This window comes from Brucella pituitosa (assembly GCF_965577835.1).
Classification (GTDB): domain Bacteria; phylum Pseudomonadota; class Alphaproteobacteria; order Rhizobiales; family Rhizobiaceae; genus Brucella; species Brucella pituitosa.
The window spans coordinates 336,038-352,747 of sequence record NZ_OZ264093.1 but is presented as its reverse complement, the minus strand read 5'-3'; the positions used below and the strand labels follow the sequence as shown (position 1 = coordinate 352,747).

Genomic DNA, 16,710 nt, shown 5'->3' with positions numbered 1-16,710 from the left:
GCTCATAAGCCATACTTCATGAAGGATCACTTTTCAGGGGGCAGACCACCATGCGCCGTAGCTGGTGAATTTTTCTTTTTAACCCGAATGCGTTGCCAAGTGGGCGTGTTTCAGAAACTTCCAGAAACAATCTGTCAATATAAGGTTCGTTCTTTATTAAATATCTATAGAGCTTTTGCCAGGGAGCCGTTTCAACCAAGCAATCGGAAGATATATTATAGCCTAACACAGCAAAGCGATCATTCTTAAGTTCCTCGAATATTCTTTCGATAACCTTCAAATCAAGAATGGGACATTTTCCAGTGAGTTCCAAAAAAGATTTAACGTCTTCGACAGGAATGAGTTGGGATGATGTATTGTGAATCACCGGTAAGACGTCGCCGTAAAGGATGTTGTCAACGTCATTTATATCATGAACGGCCTGGATTTCGGCTGCGATTGGTTGCTCTTCAATGGCAGCTATTATTCCGTTCTCCCAATTCATATGCTCGCTACTCGACATGCTATCCCCTCCCTGAATAGGACATAGTCGAAAAAATGTCATCTTTCTGATTTTTCGTAAAAAGGAATGATGATCACGAATAAACTAGACTAAAATAATTTAATTTCTAGGCGAGAACTGAGCATCTATATACTAATTTTCAAAACTTTTTATCTTTAACGCAGTCTTTTCATGCAGGTGCCGGTTGTGTAAGAATTACCTGCAATTTGCGGGGTAGTTATGTTTTGGATTAATGTTTCCTTAGCTGTTATCGGTGGGTCGATAGTCCTTGTTGCCTGTTATGGCTATATAGTGATGCACCTAGAAATAGAATGAATCAAAATGCCTTTGATAGGGACTTGAACTAGACTCTTAAGTTTCAAAAATGTAATGATTTTTGGCTGACGAATTCGGTGTGTGGCGATTAGGCCACAGTGTCAATTCTATTTCATTATTTGTCATTGTAAGCTTTGCCTATAAGAGTTTGTTGACTATTTTTGACTTAAGAAATTCGCGACTGAAATTAAATAAGGAATGGTTAGATGAAATTAATCGCGCCCATCGCAGCCGCAGTAGTTCTGTCAATGCCAGTTGCAGCGTTTGCTGCTGATGCCATCCAGGATTATGCACCACCTGCTCCTGTGGTTGAAGTTGTACCTTTCAGCTGGACTGGCGGCTATCTGGGTGTGTCGGCTGGTTATATGTTTGACAACACAACCAGAGCCACAGCTTCCGATCTGGGCGGTGACCAGTTTTCTCGTCGTTATATTAAAGGCACAGACGGTTTCGTCGGTGGTATCTTTGGCGGCTACAACTTCGCATCAGATAATTTTGTATACGGTCTAGAAGCGAATATCGACTACGCTGACAGCAAGAATAGCCGCGATACTTTCCGTGGTGCAGCAACAACTCATTCTGACATTGGCTTCAACGGTGCGCTACGTGCTCGTTTGGGTTATTCTATCGACCGTGCATTGATTTACGCAGCCGGTGGTCTTGCTGTGGCTGACATTGAATATAAGGCACGCGATATCAGTGGAACGGCTAAGAAGTCGTCGACTGAAGCTGGCTATACCGTTGGCGGTGGCGTTGAGTATGCTGTAACTGATAATCTGCTTTTGCGCACGGAATACGCCTTCAGTGATTACGGTGATAAGTCTATTTCGACTGACGTTGCGAAGTATAAGTTCGAAACAAAGACGCATACACTCAAAATCGGTATTGGTTATAAATTCTAATTGTCTGTAAGATCTGCTTTAAAGCCCCGGACGCCTCCGGGGCTTTTTTGGTAAAAGAATTCAGTGGCTATTCTTTCTGATTTATGTCGCTAGTGAGCGCTTTCGCAATCGTCTGCACTTGATATCAGAAAACAATTTGAAAAATATTCTAGGGCCGAGGCTGATGTTCAACAATGAAATAATGGCGTTGGCCTTAACATTTTTTGTGGCAATCGTGATCATAGTTTCACTTCGTTGGAGATGTGGAAAACGGGGTAAATAATTGAAGTATTATCGTACTTTCGAGAAAAAAGTTAAGCATGGAGTTATGATTTACAATTCACGACCATTTTTGCCATTTCCAGTAAAAGTGAATTCGTTGATTGTTGATACAACGAGCCTGCCTGACGGAAGTGAATATGGTTTTGAATTGAGCGATTTAGGAGAACTTTTGTCAAAAGGTTGGATAGGAAATTCGAAGGTATTTCGCTTTCCAAAGCCTTTAAGAATTGGCATCGGGAAACATGAGTTCAAGATAATTATAAGCGGTCTTACGGATCTGTCGGAAATTGAGGGAAAAATAGCGATAGATTATTCTCTGACTATCTAGTTTCTTGTGTCTTTGCGTTGTGTCGTTAATTTAAGTGGGAATGCTAGAATCTGAACACTTTGGCAGGGCAATTGCGACTAAAATATAAGTTGCGCCGCAGTCATACAATGACTACCAGTCACTTTGATTCAGTTTGTTTGTCACTTCTGTAGTCTGCGTTACCACATGATGTAATGCTAAATAAGTGACGATTTTATATTCTGCCAGGGGGTGCTTTTGTCCAGGAATAATAACTCCAAGTTGCCCGATGAGGTCATCGGACTGCCACGGAAAGTTATTTCTGCACGTTTCGGCAGGAAAGTACGTAAGCTTGGATCAAAATCATCTTTGCGCGTACTTCTGCTCCAAGGGCCTGTGGGGCCGTTCTTTAATGAATTGCAATCGTCATTAGGACAAGATGGTTACGACACCTGGCGGATTTGTTTTACCGCAGGGGATCGCTATTTTTCGAAAAGAACTAAAAGAATTAACTTTGGCCAAGGATTGGATCAGTGGCCGGGTTGGTTAGATCAATTTTTAGCATACTCAGATTTCGACTGTATCGTATTGTTTGGATGTGAAAGGCCAGTTCATTCTGTCGCGCGTGAAGTAGCAAAAAAGAGGAATATCCCTGTCATTTCTTTGGAAGAGGGATACATCAGACCTGGTTATGTAACGATCGAGCGAGAAGGCAATAATCGCCACTCGCCTTTAGCGGGAAAGCTGCCGCCTGCAAAATTCGACACCCCCCCCGTTATTAAGAACCAAAAGAACTTTTCTGACTCATTTTCACGAATGTGCTGGTATGGATTTAAATACTACTCGCTAAATCTTCTTAGCGGCTTTAGTCAGCGTGGAACATTTCATAAAAAGCGATCCCTGGGAGGAGAAGCGTTTTATTGGAGTCGTAATTTGGTCCGTAAAATCCTGCATCAGGGACGGAATTTCGCGACGATCGAACGACTCCTTGAACATCATGATCGAAACTTCTTTGTTGTACCACTTCAAGTAGCTGACGATAGCCAGCTGCGAGGTGCTGCAAAAGGCTGGACTAACGAAAAGCTGATAATAGCAACGATTTCGTCGTTTGCAAAAAAAGCTAATGATGACAAGCGGCTGGTGTTCAAAGTTCATCCGTTGGCTCGGGGGCATAGCAATCATAAAAAGCTAATTGAATCTCTTTCGGCGCTTCATGGAGTCTCGGATCGTATTGATGTTATTGATACCGGCTCTCTGGGTTTGCTGGTCAGGCATTCAGTCGGAATGATCACAATCAACAGTACCTCAGGTCTATCTGCCATTGCGCATGCTATACCGCTACTGGTAACTGGAGAAGCTATCTATTCTGGTACAGTTCTTACAAGAACTGCTAAGACAACGGATGATTTCGACGCCTTCTGGGAAGAGAGCGTTAATCCAGACAGAGTGTTGTGCTCGCGGTATCTTTCATGGTTGAAGACGAACTCTTTAAAAAAGGGTGATTTCTATGCACGTGAAGGACTTCCAATGGCAGTTCACGAAGTGAAAAAAATAATTGGAGATACGATATCCGAAAATAAGCTTCTTGATGTTGAAACAATAGACAACAAAGATATTGTTAAATTTCCTAATCAAAGAAGCTACTACGATAAGAACAAAGCGCAATTGAAAATCTTACGAGGATGAACGTGGAGAACCTGATTACTTTGAGCGTAGAAGAATCTTCAAAAGACTCTCTACTGAATGTTTGCAAGAATGCTATTAAGGCTGAAGGACTAGCTGTCTGCAATTTTGCAGACCAAATCAACGGTGACTTTTCAAAAGCAGTTGAATTGATGGCCAGTGCAAATGGGCATGTAGTTGTCGCAGGGATAGGTAAGTCAGGACACATCGCTCGTAAGGTTGCATCCACTTTGCGCTCAATTGGAAAACCATCAGTTTTTCTTCATGCTTCCGAAGCGAGTCACGGTGATCTGGGATTAGTGGGCTCTGATAGTACTTGTCTGGTTTTTTCGAATTCCGGTGAAACGTCGGAGCTGTCAGATCTGATCTTTTATTGCGAAGCGCATAGTATCCCGATCGTTGCTGTGACGGCCTCAAAAGAAAGTACCCTGGGAAAGTGCGCCAAGTACACAATCGCCTATGGGAAAGTCGAAGAAGTGTGCCCAAATGGCTTGGCTCCAACTACCTCGACAACTCTGTCACTTGCGATAGGTGATGGATTAGCTGTGGGGATTGCCGAGTTTTTAGGGGCTACGTCCGAAGATTTTCGCAGATATCATCCAGGTGGCAAACTTGGGGCAAAACTTTTGCGAGTGCGTAACTTGATGCACTTGGGTGATGCTTTGCCTTTGGTTGATGTTGACACGCCCATGAATGAAGTCGTGATTAAAATGTCTGAAAAAGGCTTTGGTATCGCTATTGTTACATCTGCTGATGGAATTGCCGGCGTAATCACGGACGGGGATATGCGGCGACGTGCCGGTGAATTGTGGACCAGTCGCGCGCGAGATATGATTCTCGGTAAGCCCCTGACTATTTCGCAAGACTGCTATGCTTTTGAAGCGCTGGAATTAATGACGGCCAAGAGCGTGACGTGTCTTGTTGTAGAAAATGGGACTGACGATCGTCCCGGAATTATCCATATTCATGATTGCTTGAGAGCGCGAGTGCAGTAATGTCTGAAAACGTTATCATAATCCCAGCTAGATACGAATCTTCAAGATTTCCGGGAAAGCCGCTTATCGGGTTGCGTGGCAAGGATGGAGTAGTTAAATCACTCATTCATCGCACCTGGGAAAAAGCCTTGGCGGTAGAAGACATTAGCGCCGTTTATGTTGCCACTGACGATGATCGTATTGCAGATGCCGCAAAAAGCTTTGGAGCTGAGGTCGTTATGACTAGCAGCAGTTGCAAGAACGGCACTGAGCGTTGTGCCGAAGCTATTAAGAACCTTGCTATCACCCCGGAAATCATTGTTAACCTTCAAGGGGATGCTCCACTCACGCCTTCTTTCTTCTTAGATCGTCTAATCAAAGGATTAAAGGACGATAGCGCATCGGACGTCGCCACTCCTGTTCTGAGGTGCAATTCCGAAACGCTATCGCGTTTTGTTGAAGACAGGGCAAACGGGTCTGTCGGCGGAACAACCGGCGTTTTTGATCGGAATGGGCGCGCTCTTTATTTCTCCAAAGAAGTTATTCCTTACAGAAATCCAGGGCAGACTTTTGATCCTATTCCCGTCTTTCACCATGTAGGCGTCTACGCATATCGGTATGATGCCCTCCAAAGATACACGGGACTTGGTGAAGGTATTCTGGAAAAGCTTGAAGGACTGGAACAGCTTCGGTTCCTTGAAAACGGACTTCCTATACTGTGTGTCGAAATGCAAGACGATAAGCAGGAGTTTTGGGAAGTCAATAACCCTTGGGATATCGAACGGGTTGAAGCCGCATTGTAATCGAAAGCGTGAAAGTTAGCGTAATGAAACCGGTAAAAATTGACGACATAACAATTTCTAATGATCTACCCTTCGTTTTGATAGCTGGGCCATGCCAGATCGAAGGGCTGGATCATTCCCTGATGCTGGCCGAAAGAATTTCAAAGATTTGCCAAGATTTGAAAATTGAGTTCATTTTCAAATCTAGCTTCGACAAAGCCAATCGCTCCTCTGGGGCATCGGCACGCGGTATCGGTATAGATAAAGGCCTCGAAATTCTCGCGCGCGTCAAGGCTGAGTTCGGCTGCCCTATTTTAACAGATATTCACGATGCTGTTCAGTGTAAAACTGTTGCTGAAGTTGTAGATGTTTTGCAAATTCCAGCGTTTTTGTGCCGTCAAACGGATCTTCTTTTAGCAGCTGGTGAAACCCAGAGAGCAATCAACGTCAAAAAAGGACAGTTTTTGGCTCCATGGGATATGTCAAATGTTGCAGCAAAGATTGCTTCAACAGGCAATGAAAGAATTCTCTTATGCGAGCGAGGCACCTCGTTTGGCTACAACACGCTTGTAAACGATTTCAGAGCCCTCCCGATCATGGCGGAGATGGGGTATCCAACAGTCTTTGATGCAACACACTCCGTGCAGCAACCGGGCGGACGCGGCACGTCGAGTGGTGGTGAAAGAAAGTTTGTAGGATCACTGGCCAAAGCGGCTGTTGCGATTGGAGTAGCCTCCGTTTTCATCGAAACTCACGAAGATCCCGAAAATGCGCCAAGTGATGGCCCAAATATGATACCAATCAACAACTTGAGCGCTCTATTGGGTGATATCCGTGCGATTGATCGGTGCGTGAAAGGTTACTAGTTAATCCGTCCCCGGATTTACGACTTATTTTTTGAGAATAGCGGGTGCCATCTCAGCTGGCATCCGCATATAACCATCTAATCCACGGAAAATATATTTCGAATATACTAGGTAAGCAGCCGCAAAGATTTCGTTTAAAGATGCTTTGCGTGTTCGACGATTACATACAATTTTATCGTCGGTCAGTCCCCATCCCGCATAGAATGGTAAACCGAAGCATACGACCTTTTTCTTGCGAATTAGAGCTTCTAGACCCATTAGCGATGTCAGTGTCCAAACCTCGTCACATATATCCAGAACGTAACTAGTTGATATTTCGCTAGCTATATAGTCGGCATATTCCAAGATGTTGTGAGATGAGATGCGGCCATAACGGTTTCCCGCCTCGACATCGGGATGCGGTTTATAGATAATAAAAGCATCCGGATTAGCGAGGCGAGTAGCCTTTAACAATTCCAAGTTGGTTCTAACCAGACCCAAGGATGCCCCAAGGCGGATCGATGCATCATCACTCACCTGCCCCGGTACCAGAATAATAGATTTTTCGCCTTCCAAAGGCAGGTTTTCAATTACTCGACCTTCTCCAACATTATACTTCGTCAAACCAGATCGGATAATCTCACGCTGTATTTCGGCAGCAGAAATGAGCGAACTTTCTTTAAAATGCCCCTGCTGGATAATGGTTTCTAATTCCGAAGGTCGGGTCGGGTCATAATAAATACCATCACCATCAAGAACGAGTGAAAGTGGCGGGATGAGATTGGAACCCAATCCCTTCGAACGTAAGAAACCATCTTCCATCTTTAGCAGGCTGACGCCCTCAGCTTGGCACTGCTCTGCAAAAGAATCCTGACTTTTGGATGCCCATATCACCAACCTGCCATTGCTGGCTTTGGCTTTTTCTAAAGCTTTTGATGGCGATCGCAAAAATATAGGCTCTTGATGTGTGGAACGCAAAAACGCAGCAACGCTCGGTTGCTTCCATTTGCTCATTCCCAAACAATAGGTCTTTGCTCGGTTCTGCTCATTTTCGTCACGTAGAAATGCAAGCGTCTCAATCGTTTGCTCGAACGTGGTAATTCTGTCTTTGTAAGGGTCATAATAAATCGGATATTCCAGATAGGCAGCAGAGAACAGGCTTTCCAGTGAAACGTTCTTGGATCTTCGATGGAGTTCAAGCTCGTCATGCGTGAGCCCATAACCCGCATAATATGGAGCTCCAAAGCATCTAACAGGCTTTCCAGCTATCAATGCTTCCATACCCATGCCGGATGTGACCGTATAAACTTTCGACGCGCCTTCCAGAAGGATCCACGGATTAATATCGTCGACCAGGAATTCAACTTGGTCCACGTCGGGAGAATAGTGTCCTTTGGCTACTCCCGCCAACACCCCTGGGTGGGTCTTTATAACAATTTTTTGACCCGGATTTTCATGCTTCGCTGCGATTAGCATATCGGTGAACGTTCTGGAGGATGCTAATCCATAAGTGATCGAGGGATCATCTTTGGTCTGATCGATAACCAGAACATAACCTTCTTGTTTCACGCCTAAACCGGCATTCTTACCCGTCTGGTTGTATTTAGATATCCGTTCAGCTTTCAAAACGTTCATGGCTGCACTGGCGCGTTGAGCGTCGAAGCTCTCCGCGCGATTTGAATCGTTCAAGCGTAACTCAAGATCGGAAGGTTGCGTGGCATCATAATAAATGCCGTTCGCATCCATAATGATACTGAGAGGCGGTTCGCCATATTGGCCTAAACCAACTGAACGAACGAAACCATCCTCGAGAGCAAAAAACGGTCGATTTTTTTGATTGGCTAGTCTCAGAGCATTCAGTCCGGACGGCTTTCTTCCCCATCCACCATAAGCGTCTACCCCAGATTTCGCGGAACTTGCTGTCCAACCCCGTAGCTCAAGTATGCGGCAGAGCTGTCTTTGCTTTCGTATACCGCTATGGAGATTAATGACCTTTTGCTCATCCATCAGTGGTTCGCGGGCATAGCCACGATCGCTGAAATTTGATGCCAACTGTAAAAGGCGACGTAAGGTCACTTAGAAAGAACTGGCGCTACGGGCCACGCCAAGAGGTGTTGAAACCATTCGAAGGAACTTCAGCAAATCGGTAGCAGGGTGCCGCGAAAGGTACACGACATCTTTATTGTTCACTGGAAACGTCTGACCGAGCAAATAGCTTTGAGGTTTTGTCATATCTATCCGATATACGATCGGATAGTGGCCATCACGATTAGGATACATTCCTCGCTGAAGGCTATGATTGAAACGAGCTTCGCCCAAAACTAATCTCGCAATACGTTCATTTTCATAACGAAATACGAAATAGCCTTGCGGATCGGCGAGGTTCCCATCGCTACCTCCAGCCAAAGCGGCAGCTTCAATCAAGCTCAGATCAGCCGCATTAAAGTGCACCTGACCCACCTTCCCAACAGATCCCAACGCAGTAAATGACTGGGGATCATAACTTACATAGATCTGATCGCCAGGTTTAACGTAAATATTCTCGCGAGGATTATCGATAAGCGTCTGAAAAAGCACCTTGCTAGTAGACTTCCCGCGCGTCAGCGATACATACGAATCGTAAGGCGCCTTCGTAGGGCCACCAGCTTTCGCTATTACTTCAGTCAATTGCTCGCCTTGCAAACCGAGTGATACAACGGATGCAGTTGCAACTGAACCATTTATTGATACGGTTCGCGACGAATTACCAGCAAGCGTGATAATAACGTCAGGCTCGACCGCCTTCCCTTCAAGAGCAGCTTTGATGCCCCTGCGAGCGGTTTCTAAGGTCTTTCCAGCGAACTTAAATGATCCAACATACGGGATCGCAGCATAACCATCAGGTTGGACGACTACGCCAATAGTTACCTGTTTCTGTTCTGCCGATGAGAACAGACCGTCAGGACCAGCTTCAAAAATGTTTATGCTTAGTCCGTCGCCAACACCGATAACGGGTGTGGACGCAGGCCCGCCAAAGCCGAACATTTTTTCGAGGGCAACAGGCTTATAACTTGCTACATAATTGGCAATTCTCAGGTCGACATCCACGACGTCATAGACAAACGAATTCGTGGAAATATCTTTCGTTGCATCTTTTATAACGTCGGATTTTAAAGGACCATCGGTCGGAACGGCACCGCAACCAGCTAAACTGAGCATAAGCGCAATAACGCCACTTTTTGCGCTAGCTTTCATCATATAGTGCGTCCCTACCTAATACCAAAACTGAATAAGCCACAATTAGCCTGTAGATTATTAACAAGAGCTTGCAAACTCAGGCATAACTGACCGCAATGACGTGGCATATTTTTGAATGCGTTGAAAGAGTTAACGATCAGTTAGCTGTCAAATTCAGGAAGTTGTTGTCCGTACGCCACTGTTTCATGTATGAGACCATATAAATATGCTTAATTTACGAGGCAGAGAGTTCCTTTGAATCACGTTATCAAAAAAATCAGAACACTCGCTACGAAGAAAAAACTTCGATGGCATATGTCGATCACTGCCGCATCTTTCGTCTTGATGGTTGTTATTCCCACTGTTTTGGTGGGGTTGTATTATACCTTTGTCGCGAGTGATCAGTATCGTTCGGAAACATTGTTCGCAGTACGCGGAACGACCACTTCACCTCTTTCGGCCTTAGGCCTCGCCGCCTTGCCTGGAGCGAATGTTCAGTCTGGCGACTCTTATATAGTTTCTGATTACATAAGATCCACCCAGATTGTACTCGATGCGCTTAATCAAGTCGGCGTCGACTTAAGAGAATATTTTTCTAATGATCAAGTAGACTTTTTCTACAGGATCGATCCAAAGATGCCTTTTGAAGAATTTGTCAAGTATTGGCGTAATCGATCGGCTGTCGAATTTAACTCAACTACCGGCATCACCACATTCACGGTGAAGGCATTCTCGGCTAAGGATGCCCACGATATATCACAAATAGTAATTTCGGTAGCTGAGAAACTAGTAAATCGTCTCTCAGACAGTGCACGCAAGCAATTGATATCTACCGCTCAAGATGAAGTGTCGCGCACAGAAGCGCGGTTAAAGAGCGCCCGTAGCTCTGTAGAAGATTTTAGGAATAAAGAACAAGCTCTTGATCCTCAGTTGGTTGCTCAATCGGAACAGGCAATTATAAAAGAGTTGCAGGTGTCATTAGTCGAAGTTCAAGCGCGCCGTTCAGCGTTAGGGCAAACTACAAAGGATAGTCCTACGCTACGAGTACTAGATAGGCAGATTAGTGCAATTGAAAAGCAAATTGAAGAACAAAGGAAAAGAGTCGGTTCAGGCGCGAACGTATCAGGTGTTAATGATTCGGCGAAACAGCAGCCGAATTTAAGTAGAATTTATACTGCCTATAGCGGCTTACTTTTAGAACAAGAATTCGCTGAGAAAGCCTATACCGCTGCATTAACAGCGCTAGAACAGGCGCTGGTTGAGGCCCGTAAACAAGAGCGATATTTTGCAGTTGTCGTTGATCCTACTCATCCTGATGCCGCATTATATCCTCTTTCCTTCATAAATACTTTTTTAACGTTGGTCGGCTTGTCAATTATATGGATTATTTTTTACCTAATTATCCAATCGGTTCGTGATCATGCTATTTGATAAAAAAATGACAACGTTAAACCTCTTTAGAGGTTTAGGTACAATGAAGCGAGTTATAGTTGCGCTGATGCTGCGCGAAACTAAAACGCGTTTCGGAAATAACAAATTGGGTTACTTATGGGCCTTTATCGAACCATCGGTATATGTTGGAATTCTTTTGTTTATAAGAAACGAAATGCATTCTTCTGTGCCATTCGGAGAAAATCTATATTTATTTATTTTAACAGGTATATTAGTTTACAGAATTTTCATATCGATTGGTAGTAGGGCGACTAATTCTATCAGTGCCAATCAAGCACTTTTGACATATCCAATTGTAAAGCCCATAGATACAATAGCTGCTCGTATTATTCTCGAAATAATTACAATGTTGGTAGTATTGGTAGTATTTTTTATGCTTTTGTCCACTTTTTCCGATAGCACTATTATACACTTTCCTCATATATTTTTTCAGGCGATAATGGCTGTAATGTTATTAGGGGCTAGCGTTGGAGCGTTCAATGCAGTAGTAGCTGCTGTGTTACCTGCTTGGGAAAGGCTTTGGGGATTGCTTAAATTTCCAATTTTATTTCTTTCGGGAGTTTTTTACATCCCCAAAGGAATGCCGCCATTAGTTCAAGAGATCATAAGTTGGAATCCTGTCCTCCATTGTGTCGAATGGTTTCGTTATGGAGCATACTTAGACTATGATCCGCTGTTAAATCAGTCGTATGTAATTTGGTTTTCATTGGTATTATTAGCTGTAGCGCTGTTAATAGAACGTGCATTTAGATATAGTTTGGTCCGACAATGATTAAATTCCAAAATGTTTTCAAGTATTATCCTACGCGTTTCGGAAAACGGCTCATATTGGACGACCTAAATATCGAATTCGACAAAGGCGTAAATGTTGGGTTGCTCGGTAAAAATGGTGCCGGTAAATCCACCCTTTTTCGGTTGTTAGCAGGCAGCGAACCATGTGACTCTGGTACGATAGAAAGAAATGGAACTGTGTCTTGGCCTTTAGGTTTCAGTGGGGGATTCCACGGTTCGTTGTCCGGTAGAGAAAACGTCAGGTTTGTTTCTAAAATTTACGGTCAAAATAGTGCTTCGATATTTAATTTCGTTTCAGATTTCTCAGATTTGGGAAAATATTTAGATATGCCAGTCCGATCGTATTCGAGTGGAATGAGGGCACGTTTAGCATTCGGTTTAAGTATGGCTATTGATTTTGACTTCTATTTAATCGATGAAGTGATTGCTGTAGGGGACGCTGCATTCCGTAAAAAATGCAAGGAAATGTTGGATCAAAAGCGAAGGAGATCAACCATTATAATGATCTCACATAGCAATAGTATACTACGCGAGTTTTGCGACACAGGGGCCGTTCTAAATAATGGAGCATTGTCAAGCTTAACGTCGATAAGCGAGGCAATACAAATACATGAGCGTATACAGTTTTCGAACGGATAATGAGTGGAGACGTTTAAAATCGGTATATTCTATTGTTTTGATAAGTAGTATTGCTTATAGTTCAGCGCTACCCAAAGCATTGAAGCGCGTTCTATCCCAGAAGTGTAGAGAGTATGATGCACCTAAACCATGGGGCTAGTGTTGCCCATTCAAAACCGGTAATAAATGGCTTATCGAGCTGGCATTTCCTTAATATGAATGAACGGAAGGCTATGCGTAATTATGCAAAAAAGAAATCGAGTTCAAAACTATATGGAAATCCATGTGTAAATAAGGGCTATATCTCGTTTGGCGCTAACAGTTACCTTCAAACTGATGCCCACGAGACAAACGAAATGACAATTTTTTCTGTTATAAGATATCAGGGTGGCTTTCCAGTTGATGGGGATGGCCCTATTTTTTATAGCAATAGAGATATTGGTGCGTCGGGTTGCGGTCTTTTTATCAGGCAAGCATCTTCGCAACTTTGGCATACCGGCTCGCATTTTTTAGACGATCAAAAATCACGGCAGACAGGCATGCCAGCTTACTTACAACTCGCCGATATAAACATGGCGAGTTGGTCACTAATAGTTGGGCGTGTCGAGCTTAAAACTAATGAACTGTTTAATTTTACTAGTAATAATAGATTTTTGTCAAAGAGCAATGATAATGATAGATCTCCTTCGCCAAAAACATTTCGGATTGGCAATGACTATAGTTCGACCCCATCGAGTCTTAGTGTAGACATTGCAATGTGGGCTTTATATTCTAGGGCTCTTTATGACGATGAAATTTTACAGAATGTAGAACTGATACGTAACTACATGCGACCTTTGGATATTAATGTTTAAAACAAATGCTTATTAATTAGAGCGTGTCCGCTTTACTCGGAGTCATATCCGCACGATTTGAAGTAGTTAGCGCATTCTTGTGGTTCGAACAGCGTGACGATTTGGCCAACGGTATTCCATAAGCCGTCGACCGTTCGCTCGGCTTTTGCGCGCAAGACGGCCTTGAGCTTCGCGAATGCCTTCTCGATGGGGTTGAAGTCGGGACTGTATGGAGGAAGGTAAAGCAACCGGCATCCGGCGTCTTCGATTGCGTGACGTACTCCTTCCGCTTTGTGTGCAGGCAGATTATCCATGATGACGATGTCGCCCGGCACTAAGGTTGGAATGAGAACCTGCTGGACATAGGCCTGGAATGCTGCCCCGTTCATCGCGCCGTCCAAAACCATGGGTGCGGTCATTCCAGATAGCCTGAGGGCTCCGGTAAACGTCGTCGTCTTCCAATGGCCGTGCGGGACCGGTGAGCGGCATCTATCTCCGCAAGGAGCTCGTCCACGAAGCCGGGACATCTTCGTGCTCAGGCCGGTTTCATCGATGAAGACGAGCCGCGCCGGATCGAGATCGAGTTGGTCGTCGAACCAATCCTGACGACGTTTCAGCAGGTCAGGACGCTCCTGCTCCAGTGCATGCGCGGTCTTTTTTTGAAAGTCCAGCCGCGCTTTCGCAGCCAGACGTCAAGCGCGCTGCGGCCGATCGATACGGCTCTGTCCTCACGCAATCGCAGAACCATCTCGTTGAGCGTGATATCCTTTTCCTCTTCGATTATGCGGATGATGAAGTCCTCGTGAGCATCAAGGCGTGAACCACCACGTCGGCCCTGCTTGGCAGGCGTAAACTGGCCCGCCCGTGCGCTGGCAATCCAGGCGATGGCCGTTGAAATGCCAATTCCAAATCGGGCTGCCGCTGAACGCGCCGACATGCCATCCCGTGACGCAGCCAGAACGCGGCTACGCAGATCATCACTGAAAGCCCGGGTCATATTGCCTCCGACCAAATCACCAGTCGAAGCGATAGAATCATAATTCGGCGGCCAGGGGAATCTTCAACGCGATTCCGCGTTCAATGGACGTGCTCTAGTTATGATGCACCCGATCTCTTATTCCATTAGGTAATCTCCCTGCGATGTCTAGATTTTACAAGTAAATTTGCTGTGGCTCAATAATCGAAGCGATTGTTGACCAAGGTCAGGAGATTTGTGAGCGTCCGGTGAGTGGGTTTTGCTAATGGAGCCATTTGGGCGATGTTCTGTGAGCGTCCGGTGAAGGGATTTTCGCTTGGTCGAGAGGTGCAGCTATATGCTTCGCTTAGCCTCGTCTGCCATGACACGCTCAATCATTTTGGGATCGCATAGTTGATCGAGGAGGAAGTGGTGTATCCCACCGTCCCATGTCCGTATATCTGCGAGGAGGCTTTTAAGGTCATCAATACCATTTTCGGTTAGGCCTCTTGTACCATCTTCGCTGCCATCAAGGACATAAACGAGTTCACCCTCAGCAATATTGTCGGAGTTGGCGGTCACCTCTTCGATTAATTCGAGGTTTTCACTGATCCTGAGTGCGACTTCTTTAAGCGTATAGATGAATCTCGAGCGCGCCATCAGCCAGTCTTCTGCAGATCGTTTACCGCCCATTTCCATGGCAGTAGTTCCTCCAGGCGATCCTTTGGATGACCCTGGATTCTGGTCAGGACATCTGTCAGATAGACCTCAGGATTATGACCATGAAGCTTTGTAGTCTCAATGATGGTGAGGATATTGGCGATGCACTCCCCGCCTTTGTCCGAGCCCGCAAAGAGCCAGTTCTTGCGGCCAATCCCCAGCGGTCTCATGGCCCGCTCAGCTATATTGTTATCGATTTCAACGCGTCCGTCATCAATGTAAACGCTTAGTGCTGTCCACCGTGACAGGGCGTATCGCATTGCTTCCGCCAGCTTTTGCTTTTGCGGCAATGTCTGCTGCACACCCTCGATCCATACCTTCAAATCAGCCAGAATAGGTTTGGCGTGTTGCTGGCGCAGCGCTCGCCGCTCTTCTGGCAGCATGCCTCGGATACGATCCTCAATATCGTAGAGCGTTCCAATACGTGCCAGCGCCTCTTCGGCGATTGGTGATGGCTTCAGCTTGATCACATCATGGATCTTACGGCGTACATGCGCCATGCAAGCTGCCTCGATGATCTGGTTGCCGTAAAGCTTCTTATAGCCGCCATAACCATCCGCATGCATCACGCCACTAAAATTGGCGAGATGATCGGCCGGATGTGCGCCTTTGCGATCAGGACTATAATAATAAGCAATAGCTCCGGGATTGGTATCCCGATAGCCGCTACCATCGAAGACGTAGACCCACACCCTGCCTGTTTTGGTCTTTCCTCGCCCAGGGTCGAGAACATCGACGGGGGTATCATCCGTGTGTATTCGATCGACTGCTGCAATATGTGCTCTGATCAGCAATATAAGTGGCGTAAGCAAAACCGATGCGCGGCCAACCCAATCCGCCATGACGGAGCGCGAGATGTCTATTCCCAGCCGGGCATACATCTCCGACAGGCGATAGAGCGGGATATGATCGTCGAACTTGGCGACCATGATGTGCGCGAGCAATCCCGGTCCGGGCTTGCCGCGCTCGATGGGCAAGGTTGGCATTTCGCCAGACACTGTTGTATCGCAATCTTTGCAGACCATGCGCTTTTCAACATGCCGCACAATCTTCACGGATGCCGGAACGTGCTCCATCACCTGTACGACCTTGTCAGCCGCCTTCAGGAATGAAGTTCCGCCACAGGCCGGACAATTGCAGGGCGCTGAATAAATCCGCTCTTCAGTCGGAAGGCCATCCGGCAATGGTTTGCGCTTCGGCTTTTCGGATGTGTCGTCCAGCTCTGGCAACGGAGGTTTTCCAGACTGCGCTTCAGCCTCAGCGCGTGAAGCCTCGATCTCCTCCAGCATCAGTTCGAATTGCTCGATCTTGCGAGCAATTTTTTCAGAAGAAGCACCATGCTGGCGATGCCGGAGCAGCTCCAGCTGTGCACGCAGAAGGTCGATAATGGTATCACGCTTTGTAACTTCGACTTGTTGTGCGCTCAGTTTCGCCGCCTGTTCAGCGACGAGCGCACGCAATGCCAATAGCTCATCCTGAGTGTCCAACGGCGTTGTTTCCATACCCAAAAACATAGCCGATTTGCACCGCAAGCGCTAGAAAATTTCTAAATTTTCCTAACAAAAACAGTAGCT

General features: G+C 45.6%; 16 protein-coding genes. 10 read left to right on the top strand and 6 right to left on the bottom strand.

The window, feature by feature from the left end; all coding sequences use genetic code 11:
* Positions 1-16: 16 nt before the first annotated feature.
* Positions 17-502 carry a hypothetical protein gene (locus ACSME1_RS12910; RefSeq protein ID WP_435655312.1) on the bottom strand — a complete coding sequence of 162 codons (486 nt, stop codon included), beginning with the start codon at positions 500-502 and terminating at the stop codon, positions 17-19.
* Positions 503-1,023: 521 nt separating this feature from the next.
* On the opposite strand from ACSME1_RS12910, the gene ACSME1_RS12905 reads away from it, so the two are divergent.
* The 6 genes from ACSME1_RS12905 (at position 1,024) to kdsA (ending at position 6,571) form a co-directional block, all read left to right on the top strand.
* Positions 1,024-1,719, top strand: coding sequence for an outer membrane protein (locus tag ACSME1_RS12905; RefSeq protein WP_435655311.1), 696 nt, complete (start codon positions 1,024-1,026; stop codon positions 1,717-1,719).
* 262 nt (positions 1,720-1,981) lie between these two features.
* Positions 1,982-2,308 (top strand): hypothetical protein, encoded by a 327-nt coding sequence (locus ACSME1_RS12900; protein WP_435655310.1) that lies wholly within the window; start codon positions 1,982-1,984, stop codon positions 2,306-2,308.
* A 216-nt stretch (positions 2,309-2,524) separates the two neighbouring features.
* The gene (locus tag ACSME1_RS12895) at positions 2,525-3,952 is read left to right on the top strand and encodes a capsular polysaccharide export protein, LipB/KpsS family (RefSeq protein ID WP_435655309.1); all 1,428 of its coding nucleotides are present in this window, start codon (positions 2,525-2,527) and stop codon (positions 3,950-3,952) included.
* A gap of 20 nt (positions 3,953-3,972) precedes the next feature.
* On the top strand, positions 3,973-4,944 hold the full coding sequence (locus ACSME1_RS12890; RefSeq protein WP_435655308.1) for a KpsF/GutQ family sugar-phosphate isomerase: 972 nt from the start codon (positions 3,973-3,975) through the stop codon (positions 4,942-4,944).
* A complete protein-coding gene (locus ACSME1_RS12885; protein WP_435655307.1) occupies positions 4,944-5,726 on the top strand; it encodes a 3-deoxy-manno-octulosonate cytidylyltransferase in 783 nt (260 codons plus the stop codon). The genes ACSME1_RS12890 and ACSME1_RS12885 overlap by 1 nt, the downstream gene beginning before the upstream one ends.
* Positions 5,727-5,749: 23 nt before the next feature.
* Positions 5,750-6,571: a 3-deoxy-8-phosphooctulonate synthase gene (gene kdsA, locus ACSME1_RS12880; protein ID WP_435655306.1), complete on the top strand. Its 822-nt coding sequence runs from the start codon at positions 5,750-5,752 to the stop codon at positions 6,569-6,571.
* A gap of 24 nt (positions 6,572-6,595) precedes the next feature.
* Here kdsA and ACSME1_RS12875 read toward each other — a convergent pair whose 3' ends face one another.
* Positions 6,596-8,557 (bottom strand): capsular polysaccharide biosynthesis protein, encoded by a 1,962-nt coding sequence (locus ACSME1_RS12875; RefSeq protein ID WP_435655305.1) that lies wholly within the window; start codon positions 8,555-8,557, stop codon positions 6,596-6,598.
* 69 nt (positions 8,558-8,626) lie between these two features.
* The gene (locus ACSME1_RS12870) at positions 8,627-9,787 is read right to left on the bottom strand and encodes a polysaccharide biosynthesis/export family protein (protein WP_435655304.1); all 1,161 of its coding nucleotides are present in this window, start codon (positions 9,785-9,787) and stop codon (positions 8,627-8,629) included.
* Positions 9,788-10,021: 234 nt separating this feature from the next.
* Between ACSME1_RS12870 and ACSME1_RS12865 the strand changes: the two genes are divergently transcribed.
* From ACSME1_RS12865 to ACSME1_RS12850, 4 genes are all read left to right on the top strand, one after another.
* On the top strand, positions 10,022-11,197 hold the full coding sequence (locus ACSME1_RS12865) for a hypothetical protein (protein WP_435655303.1): 1,176 nt from the start codon (positions 10,022-10,024) through the stop codon (positions 11,195-11,197).
* A complete protein-coding gene (locus ACSME1_RS12860; protein WP_435655302.1) occupies positions 11,187-11,990 on the top strand; it encodes an ABC transporter permease in 804 nt (267 codons plus the stop codon). The genes ACSME1_RS12865 and ACSME1_RS12860 overlap by 11 nt, the downstream gene beginning before the upstream one ends.
* The gene (locus ACSME1_RS12855; RefSeq protein WP_435655301.1) at positions 11,987-12,649 is read left to right on the top strand and encodes an ABC transporter ATP-binding protein; all 663 of its coding nucleotides are present in this window, start codon (positions 11,987-11,989) and stop codon (positions 12,647-12,649) included. The genes ACSME1_RS12860 and ACSME1_RS12855 overlap by 4 nt, the downstream gene beginning before the upstream one ends.
* 212 nt (positions 12,650-12,861) lie before the next feature.
* Positions 12,862-13,482, top strand: coding sequence for a hypothetical protein (locus ACSME1_RS12850; RefSeq protein WP_435655300.1), 621 nt, complete (start codon positions 12,862-12,864; stop codon positions 13,480-13,482).
* Positions 13,483-13,514: 32 nt separating this feature from the next.
* Here the strand turns inward: ACSME1_RS12850 and ACSME1_RS12845 are convergent.
* The 3 genes from ACSME1_RS12845 to tnpC all read right to left on the bottom strand — a co-directional run bounded on the left by ACSME1_RS12845 (position 13,515) and on the right by tnpC (position 16,638).
* Positions 13,515-14,458, bottom strand: a protein-coding gene (locus tag ACSME1_RS12845) for an IS630 family transposase (protein WP_435655299.1) whose coding sequence is annotated in 2 segments (ribosomal slippage) — positions 13,515-14,134 and positions 14,134-14,458 — 945 coding nt in all. Because the reading frame shifts where the segments join, the coding sequence is not laid out codon by codon here.
* A gap of 312 nt (positions 14,459-14,770) precedes the next feature.
* A complete protein-coding gene (locus ACSME1_RS12840; RefSeq protein WP_435655448.1) occupies positions 14,771-15,076 on the bottom strand; it encodes a hypothetical protein in 306 nt (101 codons plus the stop codon).
* Positions 15,076-16,638 (bottom strand): IS66 family transposase, encoded by a 1,563-nt coding sequence (tnpC, locus tag ACSME1_RS12835; RefSeq protein WP_435655447.1) that lies wholly within the window; start codon positions 16,636-16,638, stop codon positions 15,076-15,078. The genes ACSME1_RS12840 and tnpC overlap by 1 nt, the downstream gene beginning before the upstream one ends.
* Positions 16,639-16,710: the final 72 nt, after the last annotated feature.